Annotated in this window: 16 protein-coding genes; 12 read left to right on the top strand and 4 right to left on the bottom strand. The window is 64.6% G+C overall.

Annotated features, from left to right (window positions below; all coding sequences use genetic code 11):
- Positions 1–4: 4 nt before the first annotated feature.
- On the bottom strand, positions 5–271 hold the full coding sequence (locus EYV96_RS15185; RefSeq protein ID WP_131152370.1) for a flagellar biosynthesis protein: 267 nt from the start codon (positions 269–271) through the stop codon (positions 5–7).
- Positions 268–1404, bottom strand: coding sequence for a flagellar hook-length control protein FliK (gene fliK / locus EYV96_RS15190; protein WP_131152371.1), 1137 nt, complete (start codon positions 1402–1404; stop codon positions 268–270). Before fliK ends, EYV96_RS15185 begins: the two co-directional genes overlap by 4 nt.
- A gap of 169 nt (positions 1405–1573) precedes the next feature.
- On the opposite strand from fliK, the gene EYV96_RS15195 reads away from it, so the two are divergent.
- The 11 genes from EYV96_RS15195 (at position 1574) to EYV96_RS15245 (ending at position 12640) form a co-directional block, all read left to right on the top strand.
- On the top strand, positions 1574–1882 hold the full coding sequence (locus EYV96_RS15195) for an STAS domain-containing protein (protein WP_131152372.1): 309 nt from the start codon (positions 1574–1576) through the stop codon (positions 1880–1882).
- Positions 1883–1894: 12 nt separating this feature from the next.
- Entirely contained in the window at positions 1895–2257 is a 363-nt protein-coding gene (locus EYV96_RS15200) for a response regulator (protein WP_131152373.1), read from the top strand.
- Positions 2258–2268: 11 nt separating this feature from the next.
- A complete protein-coding gene (locus EYV96_RS15205) occupies positions 2269–4248 on the top strand; it encodes a chemotaxis protein CheA (protein WP_131152374.1) in 1980 nt (659 codons plus the stop codon).
- 151 nt (positions 4249–4399) lie between these two features.
- Entirely contained in the window at positions 4400–6076 is a 1677-nt protein-coding gene (locus EYV96_RS15210) for a methyl-accepting chemotaxis protein (protein WP_131152375.1), read from the top strand.
- A gap of 99 nt (positions 6077–6175) precedes the next feature.
- Positions 6176–6682, top strand: coding sequence for a chemotaxis protein CheW (locus EYV96_RS15215; protein ID WP_131152376.1), 507 nt, complete (start codon positions 6176–6178; stop codon positions 6680–6682).
- A gap of 11 nt (positions 6683–6693) precedes the next feature.
- Positions 6694–8400: a methyl-accepting chemotaxis protein gene (locus tag EYV96_RS15220; RefSeq protein ID WP_131152377.1), complete on the top strand. Its 1707-nt coding sequence runs from the start codon at positions 6694–6696 to the stop codon at positions 8398–8400.
- 4 nt (positions 8401–8404) lie between these two features.
- Positions 8405–9286 (top strand): CheR family methyltransferase, encoded by an 882-nt coding sequence (locus EYV96_RS15225; protein WP_131152378.1) that lies wholly within the window; start codon positions 8405–8407, stop codon positions 9284–9286.
- Positions 9283–9936, top strand: coding sequence for a chemoreceptor glutamine deamidase CheD (gene cheD, locus EYV96_RS15230; RefSeq protein WP_205746172.1), 654 nt, complete (start codon positions 9283–9285; stop codon positions 9934–9936). The genes EYV96_RS15225 and cheD overlap by 4 nt, the downstream gene beginning before the upstream one ends.
- A gap of 77 nt (positions 9937–10013) precedes the next feature.
- Entirely contained in the window at positions 10014–11114 is a 1101-nt protein-coding gene (locus EYV96_RS15235) for a protein-glutamate methylesterase/protein-glutamine glutaminase (RefSeq protein ID WP_131152379.1), read from the top strand.
- Between the two features lie 13 nt (positions 11115–11127).
- Complete coding sequence (locus tag EYV96_RS15240) at positions 11128–12309, top strand: methyl-accepting chemotaxis protein (RefSeq protein ID WP_131152380.1); 1182 nt, start codon at positions 11128–11130, stop codon at positions 12307–12309.
- 28 nt (positions 12310–12337) lie between these two features.
- On the top strand, positions 12338–12640 hold the full coding sequence (locus EYV96_RS15245; RefSeq protein WP_131152381.1) for an STAS domain-containing protein: 303 nt from the start codon (positions 12338–12340) through the stop codon (positions 12638–12640).
- Between the two features lie 1386 nt (positions 12641–14026).
- Here EYV96_RS15245 and EYV96_RS15250 read toward each other — a convergent pair.
- Positions 14027–14389, bottom strand: coding sequence for a hypothetical protein (locus EYV96_RS15250; RefSeq protein WP_131152382.1), 363 nt, complete (start codon positions 14387–14389; stop codon positions 14027–14029).
- Positions 14390–14673: 284 nt separating this feature from the next.
- On the opposite strand from EYV96_RS15250, the gene EYV96_RS15260 reads away from it, so the two are divergent.
- Entirely contained in the window at positions 14674–15618 is a 945-nt protein-coding gene (locus tag EYV96_RS15260; RefSeq protein WP_131152384.1) for a sulfotransferase family protein, read from the top strand.
- Here the strand turns inward: EYV96_RS15260 and EYV96_RS15265 are convergent.
- Complete coding sequence (locus tag EYV96_RS15265; protein ID WP_131152385.1) at positions 15604–16188, bottom strand: NUDIX hydrolase; 585 nt, start codon at positions 16186–16188, stop codon at positions 15604–15606. The two genes, EYV96_RS15260 and EYV96_RS15265, sit on opposite strands and share 15 nt — an antisense overlap.
- Positions 16189–16237 lie beyond the last annotated feature (49 nt).

The following is a 16237-nucleotide window of genomic DNA, read 5'->3' on the forward strand; positions in this document are numbered from 1 at the left end:
TGCGTTACCTCGAACCTTCACCAGCCCGGTAAATCATCCCCAGCACGGCGGACGCTGCCGCATACAGTTCATCGGGAACATCCTGCCGCATGCGCAGGGCGGTCAGCAGCGCAGCGATCTGCGCGTCGTGATGGATCGGCAGTCCCAGCGCGCGCGCGCGGGCGAGCAGCAGGTCGAGCGCTTCGGGCGTCAGCGATGCGGGTGTCTGTGTGGTGCCGCCGGCAAGTCGCAGGCTGACTTTTCGCGTAGGCGAGGGCAGGTAGGCGCTCATGCCGTGGCCTGAAGGAGGACCGAGCTGCGAACGCTCGGTTGCTGGGGCAGGCCCGCCTGGCAGGTCAGCTGATCAAGAATCAGTCCGTTGGACGTCAGAAGGTGTGACAGCTCATTGAAGCGACGCTCCAGTCGCTCGACCGTGCCGACCCGTTGCGCCCACAGGCGTACGGCCAGGCGCAGTCCGCGAAGCTGGAGTTCGCCCTGCACGGGCCCAAGTGCAGGCAAGTCGAGTGCGAAGCCCAACGTCCAGCATGATGGCTGGTCGGCGTTGTCCTGCGGCGGCGTGAGCTGGATCTGCAGGATGTCCTGGCCGCCTTCGCCTTGCAGCGGGATCTCGATCATCCAGGCGCCGACGTTGTGGGCTTCGAGCTGCGCCACTTCGAGGCGGGCGAGGGCCGCATGCACGTCACCATGCAGGCGAGTGAGCAGGCTTTCGACGTCGCCGGGTTGGGCCGGTTCGGGCATCGGGGCGCGCGGTTGCGCGACGAGTCCACGCTGGAACAGTGGCGGTGGCGTTTCGGTGTCGTTTTGCGGTGCGCCGCGCACGGACGGTTCGAGCACGTCAGCGAGGCGCAGAAGCGCGGCCTTCCAGTCGTCCTCGCCCAGCACGCCCAGGTCGGTCGTTGGGCGGGCCAACTGGGATTCGAGGAAAAGACCGCTGCGCTTGACGGCTTCGCGCAGCCCGCCGTCGCTACTGATTTCGACGGGCGTGCGAATACTGTGTTCGAGCAACGCCAGGGCGTTGCGGATGCCGGGTGGCAACTGGCGGAGCAGCGGACGCTGGGCAAGGACGCCCAGGGTGGCCAGCAGGGGAGCGTAGCCATTCTGTTGCGGCAGGCGCTGGCGCAGGGCCTGGGCGATGACCTGTTCGGCGGGATTGCTGCCCAGCACTTCCAGTTTGGGTTCGGGTCCCAGGCTCAGGACGCGTACCTGGAACTGCGGCGGGAGCTGCGTTCCCGGCGCCTCCGTTTCCACGGTGAGCGCGCCGATCTGGATGATGAAGCGGTTCTGCTCATTCAGCCCCACCGTCCGCGCAGCAAGAACGCTGCCGACGCGCCAGCTCTCCGCGCTGGCGCCGGATGCGGCGCCAGCCCAGGTGAGAGCGGCAAGACTGGTTGGCTGGATGATCAAAGGGCTGTGTCCCGTTGCCTGTAGCCATGACGCGTACAAGATCGGCGGCATTCGCGAAAACTTGAGGGAACAAAGTGCGCGCGGGATCACGCGACGGCTCTAAAGACATCGCCCCGGCCGCCGATACATGCCCTGACAGCCACAGTTGGCATAGCGAGAACCTAAGGCGATGGGCAGCAGCAAGACAGCTTCGGCAGGCGATGGCGTGGTGCTACCCGCGGATTGCCGCATGGCCGACCTGGCCGGGGTGAAGCAGGCCCTGCAGGCGGGACTGGCCGCTGGTGCGCTGAGCGTCGACGGCGGTGCGGTCGAGCGCGTGGATACCGCCGCGCTGCAGCTGCTGCTGGCCGCCCGTCGCGATGCCGCCAAGGCATCCGTGGCCTTTACATGGCTGGGGGCGAGTGACGCGCTGCGTGATGCGGCGGCGTTGACCGGCCTGGCACAGACACTGGAACTGCCGGCCGCGATGCCGGCCTGAACGAGGTAGACGATGGCTAAGATTCTTGCAGTGGACGATTCGGCGTCGATGCGCGGCATGGTGGCTTTCACCCTGCGCGGTGCCGGTCATGACGTCACCGAGGCCGAGAACGGACAGCTGGCCGTGGATTCGGCCAAGGGCTCGAAGTACGACCTGGTGCTGGCGGACGTGAACATGCCGGTGATGGACGGCATCACGATGGTGAAGGAACTGCGCGCGATGCCCGAATACAAGGGCGTGCCGATCCTCATGCTCACCACCGAATCGCACACCGACCGCAAGATGGAAGGCAAGGCCGCCGGTGCCACCGGCTGGCTGGTGAAGCCGTTCGATCCGGAGCAGTTGCTGGCGACCGTCAAACGCGTCCTCGGTTAAGCGGAAATCGTATGAGCACGGTGAGCCTGTCGCAGTTTCATCAGACCTTCTTCGAAGAAAGCAGGGAAGGTCTCGACGCCATGGAAGCGGCGTTGCTGGCGCTCGACGAGGGTGGCGACACGGAGCTGGTCCACACCATCTTCCGCGCAGCGCACTCGATCAAGGGCGGTTCGGCCACGTTCGGTTTCCCGGACATGGCTGCGTTCACCCATGAGGCCGAGTCATTGCTGGACGAATTGCGCGACGGCCGTCGCGCGATCGATGCAAGCATCATCGAGCTGCTGCTGCGGTCGGTCGACTGCCTGCGCGGCATGTTCGAGCGCGCGCAGTCTGGTGCGCCGCTTGCCGATGCGCAAAGCGAACAGCTGCGCCAGGAGCTGGCGGCGTCCATCGGACGCCATGCACCGGTGACGCAGGCGGCCAAGGCCGCGGCGGCGCCAGCGGTCGACGCATGGCGCATTCGCTTCCGACCGCATGCGGGCATGTTGATGGGCGGCAACGATCCGGTCCGCATGCTGCGCGAGTTGTCGGAGCTGGGCGCATTGAACGTCCAGGCCGATGCCGACAAGCTGCCCCCGCTGGCGGCACTGGATCCGTCGGAAAGTCATCTCGGCTGGATCATCGAGTTGCGTGGCAAGGCCAGCAAGGCGGTCATTGCCGGCGTGTTCGACTGGGTCGAGGACGAGTGCGACCTCAGCATTGAGGCGATCGAGGAACCCGTGGCTGCCTCACCGGTGGCGGAGGCTGCGGCCGTCGCACCTGTCGCATCTGTCGCGCCGACAGCGGCACGCGCCACCCGTGAATCAGCGAGCGAATCCAGCTCGGTCCGCGTGGGCATCGACAAGATCGATGGCCTGATCGACCTTGTCGGCGAGCTGGTGATCACCCAGTCCATGCTCGATACCTTCCGCGAAGGCTTCGACAGCAACCGCATCGAAGCGCTGCAGGCGGGCCTCGCCCAACTCGCGCGCCATACGCGCTCGCTGCAGGAAAGCGTCATGGGCATCCGCATGTTGCCCATCGCATCGGTGTTCAACCGCTTCCCCCGCATGGTGCGCGACCTGAGCCAGAAACTCGGCAAGCAGGTGAAGCTCGACCTGGTGGGCGAGCAGACGGAGCTGGACAAGACCGTGCTCGAAAAGATCGGCGATCCGCTGGTGCACCTGGTGCGCAATGCGATCGACCATGGCCTGGAAACACCGGATCGTCGCCGCGCCGCCGGCAAGGGCGACGTTGGCACGCTCCGCCTCGAGGCCTCCCATCGCGGCGGTTCCATCGTGGTGGAGATCAGCGACGACGGCGCTGGCCTCAATCGCGACGCCATCGTCAACAAGGCCTTGCAACGCGGACTGATCGCGAGCGGCGATGCCTTGAGCGATGAAGAAGTTGCCGAGCTGATTTTCCAGCCGGGGTTCTCCACGGCCGCGCAGACCACCGACCTCTCCGGTCGCGGCGTCGGCATGGACGTGGTTCGCCGCAACGTCGTCGATCTCGGCGGCAGCGTGGCCATTCGCAGCACGCAGGGCAAGGGCTCGGTGTTCACCATCACCTTGCCGCTGACGCTGGCGATCATCGACGGACTCACGGCGATGGTTGGCGCGGAGCACTACATCGTGCCACTGGGCTCGATTGTCGAATCGGTCCAGTTGCGCAAGGAGCAGCTGCGCACGGTGACGGGTGGCGGTGAACTGTTCCACTTCCGCGATGCGTGGTTGCCGGTGATCCGGTTGCAGGATGCCTTCCATTGCGGCGGGACCCGCGCCGATATCGAGCGTGGCCTGGTCGTGGTGGTGGAGGGCGAAGGCAGCCGCGTCGGTTTGTTCGTGGACGAGTTGATCGGGCAGCAACAGGCCGTCGTGAAGTCACTGGAAGCCCACTATCGCCGCGTGCAAGGCGTTTCCGGCGCCACGATCCTGGCGGACGGTTCGGTTGCACTGATCGTCGATATTGCGGGCCTCGTACGCATGCAGGGTCGTCGCAAGGCCGCCTGAAAGTCGGTGGCGTCCCCCGGCGCCATCGTTCAACGCAACAACAGCCGCGACAGGAAGCCGCGGCGGCCGGCCCCCGCCGGTGCATGGCAGTGCAGGGAATGAAACCGGACTCAAGCAAATCGTCCATCTTCATTCTGAAGGTTTTTCCCCCATGACGTCTCCATTGCAGTATGTCGATCGCCTTAGCCTGCGGGCCAAGGTGTGGCTGGTTGTTGCCTTCGTCATTGCCGGACTGATGGCCCTGACGGTCATGTCGTCAGTGACCAGCCGGCGCCAGCAGATCAAAGCGCGTGTCAGTTCCTTGTCGGACCAGGTGGCGACGGCCGCTGCCGTGATGCAGAGCTACTACGATCGCGCCAAGGCCGGCGAATTCAGCGAGGCCGAAGCCCAGAAGCGCGCGCTGGCGACGCTTCAGGCCATGCGCTGGCACAACGGCACCGGCTACGTGTTCGTCTTTGACGGACAGTACGTGCTGCGGATGCATCCGGTACTGGGCAAGGACGTTGGACGCAACGTGCGCGAGGACAAGGATCCGAACGGCTACCCGCTGTACCAGCAAATGCTGGCGGTCGATCGCAAGCTCGGTGGCGGCACGACGGAATACGTCTGGCCCATGCCGCCGGACAAAAAACTCGAACCGAAGCTGACCTATAGCGCCTGGTTCAAGCCATGGGACATGCACATCGGGTCCGGCGCGTACTTCGTCGATATCGATGCGCAGTTCCGCGAGGCGCTGGAGGAAGACCTGCTGGAGGCTTTCCTCGTCGCCTTCCTGGTGATTGCCGTGGTGTGGCGCTCCGTACACAGCATCCGTCTGAGCATCGGTGGCGAGCCGGCATTCGCGTTGCAGATGGCCGGGCGCATCGCTGATGGCGATCTGTGCAGCAAGGATGTCATGGCGTTTCCGCCCGGCAGCATGCTGGATGCACTGGAGCGCATGCGCGGCAAGCTGGTCGAGATCGTGGGGCAGGTGCAGCAGGGATCGCTGGTCGTGTCGACGGCCGCCGAGCAGATCTCGCGTGGCAATGACGATCTGTCCCATCGCACGCAGGAGCAGGCTTCCAGCCTCGAAGAAACTGCCGCATCCATGGAGGAAATGACCTCCGTCGTGCGCCAGAGCGCGGACAACGCCAGTCACGCCGATCAGCTGGCCCGCACGGCCCGCCAGCAGGCCGAGCGCGGCGGCGAGGTGGCCCTGCGTACCAGTGGCGCCATGCGCGATATCGAGCAGGCGAGCCGCCAGATCACCGACATCGTCCAGCTGATCGACGAGATTGCCTTCCAGACCAACCTGCTGGCGCTCAACGCAGCCGTCGAAGCGGCCCGTGCCGGCGAGCAGGGGCGTGGCTTCGCCGTGGTGGCCACGGAAGTGCGCAACCTGGCCCAGCGCAGCGCGACGGCCGCCCGCGAGATCAAGGCGCTGATTGGGGACACGGTGGAGAAGGTGCAGGTGGGTTCGGCACTGGTCGACGAATCCGGCCAGGTGCTGGCGACGATTGTCGATGGCGTCAAGCGCGTGACCGACATCGTGGCGGAGATCGCGGCGGCCAGCCAGGAGCAGTCGGGCGGCATCGACCAGGTCAATCGCGCCGTCATGCAGATGGATGAAGTGACGCAGCAGAACGCGGCGCTGGTGGAAGAAGCAGCCGCGGCGGCCCGCGCCATGCAGGAGCAGGCCGGTGTGTTGCAACGCCAGGTGGGGTACTTCCGTCTGGACGATCTGCCGGTGGGCCCGGATCGCAAATCCACCCCGGTGGCGGCTCCCGCACGGCGCGTTGCACAGGCCCGCCCGGTGGCCGTGATGGCCGATGGCTGGAACGAGTTTTAGGCCACAACCCTCAAGTTTCTTGCGAACGCGCCGATCCAGATTTCGACAGATCCAGATTTAGAACGGGCCCATGCCATCGGGCCCGACCACGAGGCGAACATGTCCGATAACACCCGGAGCGATGTGCTCCAGTCGCAGTACCTCACCGTGAACCTCGCCCACGAGGAATACGGCATCGACATCCTGGCGGTGCGCGAGATTCGCGGCTGGTCGCCGGTGACGCGCATCCCGCAGGCCCCGCATTACGTGCTGGGCGTGCTGAACCTGCGCGGCGCCATCGTGCCAGTGCTCGACCTGCGACTGCGCTTCGGCCTGGAGCGCGAGGAGTACACCCAGACGACGGTGACCGTGATCGTCACGGTGGCCGGTCGCCTGTTCGGCGTGGTGGTCGATGCCGTGTCCGACGTCATGGACGTGGCCTCCGATCGCATTCGTCCGGTGCCTGACATGGGCACCGCCGTGGATACCGAATATCTGAAGGGGCTTACGTCGGTTGCCGAACGGATGGTCCTTCTGCTCGACGTGGACAAGCTCTTGCATCCGCAAGACGCACAGATGCTGGAAGCCGCCTTGCCCGCGGCATCCGATGTAAAGGCCGTGGCCTGACAGGACCCGCAATGAAAATTCCTTCTATCAAGTTCAAGCTTCCCGCCATGACCGTCCGCAACCGCCTCCGCGGCGTGCTGGCCATGCTCGGCATCATGCTGGTCGGCGGTGCCGCGATCGGTCTCGGCAGCATGCATCTTCAGAATGAAGGCATGCGCCAGATGTACGACAACGAGCTGGTGCCGACCGAAATGGTCAGCCGCATCAGCACGCGCTCGCTGATGTCGTTCATCACCCTGGGTGAAGGTACGGCCCTGCTGGCCAAGCCGGACGCGTTGCAGCAGAAGCTCAACGAGTACGACAAGTACCAGGCCGAAATGGATGGCATCAAGAAAGAATTCGCGGCGATGCCGAAGACGGCCACCGTGCAGGCCCAGTACGACAAGTGGCGCTCGACGGATCAGGACTACGTCGATGCCAAGAACGAGCTCGTCGATGCGCTGAAGCAGAAGGATCCGGGCTCCAACGACATCCTCGAAATGCAGGTTCGCCCGCTGATGATGGAGCGCCAGGACGCCCTGGCGAAGCTGGTCGAAACGCAGCGTAACGAAGCCAAGGCCATTTTCGATGCGCAGGTGACGCGCTACGAGTGGATTCGCCTGGTGAGCCTTATCGCGCTCTTCGGCGGCCTGCTGGTGGCTGTGATTATCGCCGTCATGCTGATCCGTTCGATCGTCGGCACGCTCACCCACGCAGTGATGGTCGCCAACGAGATTGCCAACGGCAAGCTCGGCCACGAAATCAACGTGACCCGCACGGACGAACTGGGCGAGCTGCTTCAGGCCTTCCGCACGATGGACGACCGCCTCGCCGCCATCGTTGGCGAGGTGCGCCACGGCTCCAGCGCCGTCAGCACCGCCGCCCAGCAGATCGCCCGCGGCAACGACGACCTGAGTCAGCGTACGCAGGAACAGGCCTCGAGCCTGGAAGAAACCGCCTCGTCGATGGAGGAAATGACCTCTACCGTGAAGCAGAATGCCGAGAACGCCAGCCACGCCAATCAGCTTGCCCGCGGTGCCCGCGAACAGGCCGAGCGCGGCGGTGAGGTGGTCACGCAGGCCGTGGTGGCCATGCGCGAAATCAATGATTCGAGCCGCAAGATTTCCGACATCGTCAGCCTGATCGACGAAATCGCCTTCCAGACCAACCTGCTGGCATTGAACGCCGCCGTGGAAGCGGCGCGCGCCGGCGAGCAGGGCCGCGGCTTCGCCGTGGTGGCCACGGAAGTGCGTAACCTGGCGCAGCGCAGTGCTGGCGCAGCCAAGGAGATCAAGGGTCTGATCGCCGACAGTGCCGACAAGGTGCGCACCGGTACCTCGTTGGTGGACCAGTCGGGCAAGGCGCTGGCCGAGATCGTGGACAGCGTAAAGAAGGTTACCGACATCGTCGCCGAGATCGCTGCTGCCAGCCAGGAGCAGTCGGCCGGCATCGACCAGGTGAACAACGCCGTCACCCAGATGGACGAAATGACCCAGCAGAACGCCGCGCTGGTCGAAGAAGCCGCTGCCGCTGCACGCGCCATGCAGGAGCAGGCGGTTGAGCTGGCGCGCCAGGTGGACTTCTTCCGCGTGTCGAACGAGGCCGTGGTGGAGCGCAAGGTCGATTCGACCAAGGCCGAAGTCGAGGCCGTGTTCGCCGCCGTGCGCAACTCGGCGCCGGTCGCCAGGCCGCAGCGCGCGGCTGAAGCGGCTGACGCTGGCGTCTGGAAGGAGTTCTGAGTCGATGTCCGCCACGGTCAGTCGTGAAGGAAATGCCTCCGTGGCGGGCGTCAACGGGCCTGTGCTGGGCGATGCCGACTTCCGCTTTCTCCGCGAATTCGTGTTGCAACATTGCGGCATTGCGCTGAGCGAGCAGAAGCGGCAGCTGGTGCAGGGTCGTCTGTTGCGCCGCCTGCGCGCACTGAACATGAAGGATTTCGGCAGCTACTGCGACCTGCTACGTCGTGATCCGGATGGCGAAATGGGCGATCTGGCCAGCGCCATCAGCACCAACGTCACCTCGTTCTTCCGCGAATCGCATCACTACGACCTGCTGGAGAAGACGCTGATTCCGCAGTGGTTGGCGCACAAGCGCCGCCAAGGCGATCGCTTGCGCATCTGGTCGGCCGGTTGCTCGACCGGTGAAGAGCCGTATGCACTCGCGATGGTGCTGGCCGAGGCGCTCGAAAAGCATGGCGCCCCGTTTGATGCGAAGATCCTGGCGACCGATCTCTCGCCTCAGGCTTTGCAAGGCGCACGCGAAGGGGTGTATTCCCTCGACAAGATGGATGGCATCTCCGCAGAGCGTCGCCGCCGCTGGTTCCTGCGCGGCGAGGGCAGTTACGAAGGCTTGGCATGCATCCATCCGCGCCTGCGCGAGCTGGTGACGATCCAGCCGCTGAACCTCTTGCACGACTGGCCGATGGCCGGCTTGTTCGATGCGATCTTCTGCCGCAACGTGGTGATCTACTTCGACAAGCCGACCAAGGAGCGCCTCTTCAGCCGCTACGCGAAGCAGCTGGAGCCCGAAGGCTATCTGTTCCTCGGCCATTCCGAATCCATGCATGGCCTCAGTGACGATTTCGATCTGGTGGGGCGTACGGTCTACCGGAAGCGCGCGTCATGAACGAACCCGCACGTCGCCTTGGCGCGATGCCGGAGTCGGTCGAAGCGGTGATTCCCGGTTTTGAGCATGTACGTCGCTACTGGGACCCGCTGCAGAACGCGATGACGGCCAAGGTGCTGCCAGGCGAGTACTACGTCAGCGCCCAGGACGAGCTGATCGCCACGGTGCTTGGCTCCTGCGTTTCCGCCTGCATCCGCGACCGCCGGCGCTGCATCGGTGGCATGAATCACTTCATGCTGCCCGAGCCGATGAGTGATCGCGACGGCTGGTCCAACACGGTGGGGCGCGCCGCACGCTACGGCAACGACGCGATGGAGCAATTGATCAATGCGATTCTCAAGGCGGGCGGCCGTCGTGAGGATCTGGAAGTGAAGATTTTCGGTGGCGGTCGCGTGCTGACGCAGATGACCGACATTGGTGAACGCAACATCGCCTTCGTCAAGCGCTACATCGCGGCGGAGAACCTTGACCTGACTGCCGCCGACATCGGCGACATCTACCCGCGCCAGGTCCAGTTCTTCCCGCGCAGCGGCAAGGTTCGCGTCAGGCAGTTGCGTGGCCAGACCGCCAATGTCCTGGTGGATGGCGAACGGAATTACCTCAAGCGTTTGGCAAACGATCCGATAAAGGGAGAGGTGGAGTTGTTCTGAGGAATGCGAAACCAGGTGCCGGTTGAATGCCTTGTTTCCACGCCTCCCATCCCGCCGCTCTTCAGACGAGAACGAGAATGTCCCGAGTCCGAGTGCTAGTGATCGATGATTCCGCCCTGGTGCGGAAGCTGCTGACGACCATGCTGTCCTGCGATCCGATGATCGAGGTGGTGGGTACGGCGGCTGATCCGTTGATCGCGCGCGAAAAAATCAAGCAGCTCGAACCGGACGTGCTCACGCTCGACGTGGAAATGCCGCGCATGGACGGCCTCACGTTCCTCGAAAACCTGATGCGACTGCGCCCTATGCCGGTGGTGATGGTGTCGTCGCTTACCCAGCAGGGTGCAGAAGTCACGCTTCGCGCGCTGGAGCTGGGCGCCGTGGACTTCTTCACCAAGCCGAGCAGCGACCTGGCCAGTACCTTTGCCGAAGGTGCGCAGGACATCTGCGCCAAGGTGAAACTGGCCGCGCTGGCGCGTCCCCGTGTTCGTACTGCCGTGCGCAAGCTCGAAGTGGCGCCGCGTCTCACCGCCGATGCGGTGCTGCCGCGGTCGCAGTCGCATGACACGCGCGGCGGCAGTCCGATCATCGCCATTGGTGCGTCGACCGGTGGTACGGAGGCCATTCGCGTCGTACTCGAGGCAATGCCGCCGGATGCGCCGCCGATCCTGATCACTCAGCACATTCCGGCGGCTTTCAGCGCACCGTTTGCAGCCCGCATGGACAACTGCTCGGCGATGCGCGTGTGTGAAGCGCGCGACGGCCAGCCGATTCAGCCCGGGCACGCGTACATCGCGCCGGGCAGCGAGCATCTGCTGGTGATGTGGGATGGCGCCCGTCACGTGTGCCGCCTGCACAACGGGCCGCCGGTGAATCGTCACAAGCCTGCCGTGGACGTCTTGTTCCGTTCGATGGCAGCGACGGCCGGCAGTACCGTCATCGCCGCCTTGCTCACCGGCATGGGTGATGACGGTGCCCGGGGTTTGCTGGAACTGAAGGAAGCCGGTGCGGCAACCATCGTCCAGGACGAAGCCAGCTCCGTGGTCTGGGGCATGCCTGGCGCGGCCTACAAGATGGGCGCTGCCAACGAAATGCTTCCCCTCGAAAACATTGCCGCGCGCCTGCTCGAACTGGCGCGTCGCCCTCTCGCCGGCGCTGCGCGCGCCGCTCATCGTTGATACCGGGCGAATTATGTCTGCGATCCTCACCCCCTCTCTTCCGCGTCCCCTGGCTGGCCTTGCCGTCAGTGCGGTGGCGCTGCTGGCATGCCTCCTCTGGCAGCCCGTGTGGCTGGCTCCCCTCGCGATCGTGGCGGTCACCGCCATGTGGATTTTCGAGCAGCGCCGCGCGCCTGGCCCGACGCTCACCGTGTCGCATCCGCAGCCGGACACGACGCCCGTGCGCGAGGCGCTCGAAGACGTGCGCGAAGCGCTGGTGGACGAGCTTGGCCACGCCTCGCGTGAACTGAATCAGGCGCTGGATCTCCTGCGCGATGCCGTGCTTGAGCTGGGCGGCGGCTTCGATGGCCTGTCGCACAAGACCGGCCTGCAGCAGTCCCTGCTCAAGCAGATCATCGATGTGCAGAACGGCGGCGTGTCGGTGCAGGACTTCGCTGCGCGCACGGGCGATTTGCTCGAGCACTTCGTGGGCCTGATCGTGCAGCTGTCGCGTGAAAGCCTGCGCATCGTGTATCGCATCGACGGCATGGCCAAGGAGATGGATGCGGTCTTCGGCCTCCTGAAGAACGTCAACACCATTGCCGAGGAAACCAACTTGCTGGCGCTGAACGCTTCCATTGAAGCGGCGCGTGCGGGTGAGGCCGGCCGTGGCTTCTCGGTGGTGGCGGGCGAAATCCGCAACCTGGCCAGCAACTCGAACCAGTTCAACGAACAGATCGGCAGCCACGTGGAGCGCGCCCGCGCCGCGATGGAGCAGCTGCGTGGCCTGGTGGGCACGATGGCATCGCAGGACCTCAACGTCGCGCTGTCGGCCAAGGGTGGCATCGATGCGATGCTGGCGCACGTGACGGAGAGCGACGCGCGCACCAGCGCCGTGGCCGACCAGGTGGTGGAAATCAATCGCGGCCTGGGCAGCGACGTGTCGACCACGATCCGCTCGCTGCAGTTCGAAGACATCCTCAGCCAGCTGCTGAACCAGACGCGCACGCGGCTGGTGGAGTTGCAGGAAGTGACGGCCGATTGCACGCGCGATATCGAAGAGCTGACTGTGTCCGACGTCGACGCGGTGACGCTCACCGAACATGCGCAGCGCATCCGCGGTCGCCTCGCCGTCCAGCGCGAGAAGGCGCGCCTGCGTTCGCGCGGTCCCGCGCTGCAGAACTCCATGGACGCCGGCGACATCGAGCTGTTCTGATCGACCCCTTATTGCAGGAATTGCACGCATGAGCCTCACCATTCATCACGACACCGAGCAGGACTGCGTCACCTTGCAACTGGGTGAGCGTTTCGACTTCTCCGTTCATCGTGATTTTCACGATGCTTGCCTGGGTAGCCGTGCGGCGCGCAGTTACGTGGTGGATCTGGGCGACGTGACGAGCATGGACAGCTCCGCCCTGGGCATGCTGCTGTTGCTCCGCGAACATGCGGGTGGCGAGCGCTCGGAGATCCGCATCGTCAATGCGGGAAGCGAGTTGCGCGGGACGTTGCGCGTGGCGGGGTTTGACCGGATGTTTGTGTTGCATTGAGGTTGCGCGCGTAGCTTGGTTGGCGGGGGCTTGTAGCCTCGATCCTCCCAAGTTGTCATGCCTGCGAGGGCTGGTACGCAGTGGCGATCACGTACGGTTATCGCTCCACACTCTCACGTCGTCATGCCGGCGAAAGCCGGCATCCAGGGCGATTACGCACGGTTCGCACCGCACCCTAAGAACATCGTCATGCCTGCGCAGGCAGGCACCCAGTGGCGACCACACACGGTTATCGCTCCACACTCTCACGTCGTGATGCCGGCGAAAGCCGGCATCCGGGGGCTATCACGCTCATCTGTGCGATACCGCGGTCGGGCCGCTTACGCAGCGGGCGTTTCGACCGGCTGCCGCCGGCCGAGTCACTTTTCTTTTGCTGGCCCAAAATAAAAGTAACCCAAAGAAAATGGCCCAAGAGCCCGGGGGTGCGCTTGCGTTAGATACGTGTCTCACGGGACACGCAGGCTCAAGTGATCACCGCTGAGGCCAACTAACGTCCGACTGCTGGCTATCCGCCCCACCGCTGAAAGCGGGGCGGAGAATGGCCGGGCATCGACTCTTAAGGGGTGAGCGCGGCGAATAATCCATGTGCGACCAGGCGTAGTTGTCGCCACATTCCCCCAAGGTCGTCATGGCGGCGAAAGCCGCCATCCACACGCGACCACGTCGGGTTTTAACCGCACGCCCCAAGCACACTGTCATGCCTGCGCAGGCAGGCACCCAGTGGCGACCACACACGGTTGCCACCTCACACTCTCACGTCGTCATGCCGGCGAAAGCCGGTATCCAGGGGCGGCCACGCTCATCTGTGCGATACCGCGACCGGGCCGCTTACGCAGCGGGCGTTTCGACCGGCTGCCGCCGGCCGAGTCACTTTTCTTTTGCTGGCCCAAAATAAAAGTAACCCAAAGAAAATGGCCTGAAAGCGGGGTGCGCGCTCACGTTAGATACGCGTCTCACGGGACACGCAGGCTCAAGTAATCACCGGTGGGGCCAACTAACGTCCGACCGTTGGCTATCCGCCCCACCGCCGAAAGCGGGGTGGGGAACGACCGAACGTCGGCCTCGAAGTGGTGAGCGCAGCGAATAATCCATGGGCGACCACGCACGGTTTGCACCGCACATCCAAAAAACGCCGTCATGCCTGCGCAGGCTGGCACCCAGTGGCGATCGCACACGGTGGTCGCCTCACACTCCCACGTCGTCATGCCCGCGAAAGCGGGCATCCATGGGCGACCACGCACGGCTTGCACCGCACGTTCTCAAAAACACCGTCATGCCCGTAGAGTCCGGCTTCCAGCTGCAACATTGTGTGGTGGCGGAGTGGGTTTCTTGCAAAAGAAAAGGGCCCCGCAAGGGGCCCTTTCTCACATCCGTGGCAGCTGCGTCTTACCAGGTACGCACGTCAGCGACGCTGACGGTGAAGTCCTGCACGTCGCTTTCGTAGCGGAACAGGCGACCCAGGTCGAAGTCGGCGGTCTGGCCGGGGCTGATGTTGGCCGTGCCGGCCGGCCATGCCTGCTTGGTCTGCAGCACCTTGCCGGAGGCGTCCTTGGCTTCGATGCGAACCTGGGCTGCCGCCGGTTCCTTGCAATGGTTGACCAGCTGGCCGGCGAGGCTCAGGCGCTGGCCGGCGCCGTTGCCGGTGGCTTTCATCTTGAAGCCTTCGATCGAGAAGTCCGCAGCGGAGCAGGCGGCGTGGGAGGCAACCGGGGCGAGCAGCAGCACGGCGGCCGCAAAGAGAGTCTTCATGGGTGGGTATCCAATCCAGAGAACGGGTAAGTGACGACGTTCACTGGATCGGCGTTCCGGGGGATTTCTTTAGCGTGGCGCCCGGCAGGGCGAGTGCAACGGTTCATTTTCGCGTCGGCGCGTCTTTGCAGCCGGGTAAAACATCGCCGATCTGGCTCCGGCGACGTCCCAGGTCACGAATATTGAAATATTCCTTGCGCGAAGCTGACGAAATGGTCAACGCGGGGTAGTCTTCACGCGTTGTCCACGTCAACCGGCCGGGGGCCGTTGCCAGGGAGATCGCCATGCGGCGTACGTTTGTCGTGGGTTGCCCACGTTCAGGAACTACGATCGTCCAGTCTTTGCTTGCTCGCCATCCGGCCGTATACACGTTGCCGGAGACGGCGTTTTTCGAGCAGCTGTACGGAAATCTTTCCTGGCGCTGGGGGGATGCCGGCGTCCGGCTGCCGCGCCCTCGATTGCGCCAGCGGCTGGGTCTGGGCCGCCGACAGGTTCGTGAACTGGTCGTCGCCCTGCATGTGCAGCTCACCGGCCAGCGCTTCCAGGGGCGCCTGGGGCTGCACGAAGACACCCTGGGCCGTCAGTTTCTCTCCCTGCTGGATCGCGCGGCCGATGACGCCGGGCGCAGCATGTGGATTGAGAAAACCCCCAACCACCTGCTTTACATCCCCGAGATCGAGCAGCTCCAGCCCGATGCGAAGTTTGTGCATGTCATCCGCCGCGGCGAGGACGTGCTTGCCTCGGTGATCGACGCCCACCTTCGATTCGAGAACGACGCGGCCTTCGGTGGCGGCGCGGTGCTCTGGGCGCGGCGGTGGAATCATGCGGTGGAGGTGCATCGCATGTATGCGAACCATCCTTCGCACCACATCGTTTTCCTCGAAGACATGGTTCGCCAGCCCGACGTGGAATGGGCGCGACTGTGCGCGTTCCTGGACCTGCCCGAGGATGCCGTGCTCGATGGTGCGAACCGGCAATCGGTGGCCAACCTCGAACACGAACCCTGGAAGAAGGACGCTATCCACGGGCATGTGCGTCAGTCCGACCCGAAGGTCGACGGCCTGTTTGGTCCGAAGATGCAGGAGTGGCTTGCCGAGCGATTGAGTTCCTATCAGGAACTGCGCAGCCTGTGCCGGGCGCAGCCCACCTGGGTGGCCCCGCGACCGCATCTCATCGACACAGCCTCCGGCGCGGCTGCCGAAGCGCGATGGGCATCAGCCTCCGGGTAAGCGGCGACGCAGCTCGGTGTGCTCGATGAACCACAGGCCAGCGAACAGCTTGGGGTCGATCGAATAGCCTTCGGCAGCGCGATCGAACAACCAGCGACCCGCGTCCCGGCGCGGCACTTCATGGACGACGATGTTCTCGCTTTCGTCGCCGCCGCCGGGGCCGACCTTCTGGAGGTCCCAGGCGCGCACGAAGGTGATCATCTCCGTGCTCATGCCCGATGACGACGGACCTTCGTGGACGAATTCCACGCTGGCGCAGCGATAGCCGGTTTCTTCCTCGAGCTCGCGTTGCGCGGCGAGCAGGGCGCTTTCGTCGTGATGGTCGTGCTCGTCGCCGACGAGGCCCGCGGGCATTTCGATGGTGTTGCGAAGGATCGAGACGCGGTATTGCTCCACGAACAGCACGTTGTCGTCCGGCGTCACGGCCAGGATGATCACGGCACCGCCGGGATTATTGCGTTCGGCGAACTCCCAGCGACCGCGCTTGCGCAGGCTCAGCCAGCGCCCTTCGTACAGGGTTTCCACCGGCTCATGGACGTCAGCGGGAATGTACGGTGACTGGGCGGTCATGGCGTTCCGTCGGCAATGGGCAATGGCGCCATGGTGCCGGTCGCGTGTG

Origin of the sequence: Dyella terrae (genome assembly GCF_004322705.1) — a bacterium.
Lineage (GTDB): Bacteria > Pseudomonadota > Gammaproteobacteria > Xanthomonadales > Rhodanobacteraceae > Dyella_D > Dyella_D terrae.

Bases quoted from the DNA above. Each gene is read 5' to 3' on its own strand.
- EYV96_RS15185 (WP_131152370.1), bottom strand. From the start codon at position 271: ATGAGCGCCTACCTGCCCTCGCCTACGCGAAAAGTCAGCCTGCGACTT.
- EYV96_RS15195 (WP_131152372.1), top strand. From the start codon at position 1,574: ATGGGCAGCAGCAAGACAGCTTCGGCAGGCGATGGCGTGGTGCTACCC.
- EYV96_RS15200 (WP_131152373.1), top strand. From the start codon at position 1,895: ATGGCTAAGATTCTTGCAGTGGACGATTCGGCGTCGATGCGCGGCATG.
- EYV96_RS15205 (WP_131152374.1), top strand. From the start codon at position 2,269: ATGAGCACGGTGAGCCTGTCGCAGTTTCATCAGACCTTCTTCGAAGAA.
- EYV96_RS15210 (WP_131152375.1), top strand. From the start codon at position 4,400: ATGACGTCTCCATTGCAGTATGTCGATCGCCTTAGCCTGCGGGCCAAG.
- EYV96_RS15215 (WP_131152376.1), top strand. From the start codon at position 6,176: ATGTCCGATAACACCCGGAGCGATGTGCTCCAGTCGCAGTACCTCACC.
- EYV96_RS15220 (WP_131152377.1), top strand. From the start codon at position 6,694: ATGAAAATTCCTTCTATCAAGTTCAAGCTTCCCGCCATGACCGTCCGC.
- EYV96_RS15225 (WP_131152378.1), top strand. From the start codon at position 8,405: ATGTCCGCCACGGTCAGTCGTGAAGGAAATGCCTCCGTGGCGGGCGTC.
- cheD (WP_205746172.1), top strand. From the start codon at position 9,283: ATGAACGAACCCGCACGTCGCCTTGGCGCGATGCCGGAGTCGGTCGAA.
- EYV96_RS15235 (WP_131152379.1), top strand. From the start codon at position 10,014: ATGTCCCGAGTCCGAGTGCTAGTGATCGATGATTCCGCCCTGGTGCGG.
- EYV96_RS15240 (WP_131152380.1), top strand. From the start codon at position 11,128: ATGTCTGCGATCCTCACCCCCTCTCTTCCGCGTCCCCTGGCTGGCCTT.
- EYV96_RS15245 (WP_131152381.1), top strand. From the start codon at position 12,338: ATGAGCCTCACCATTCATCACGACACCGAGCAGGACTGCGTCACCTTG.
- EYV96_RS15250 (WP_131152382.1), bottom strand. From the start codon at position 14,389: ATGAAGACTCTCTTTGCGGCCGCCGTGCTGCTGCTCGCCCCGGTTGCC.
- EYV96_RS15260 (WP_131152384.1), top strand. From the start codon at position 14,674: ATGCGGCGTACGTTTGTCGTGGGTTGCCCACGTTCAGGAACTACGATC.
- EYV96_RS15265 (WP_131152385.1), bottom strand. From the start codon at position 16,188: ATGACCGCCCAGTCACCGTACATTCCCGCTGACGTCCATGAGCCGGTG.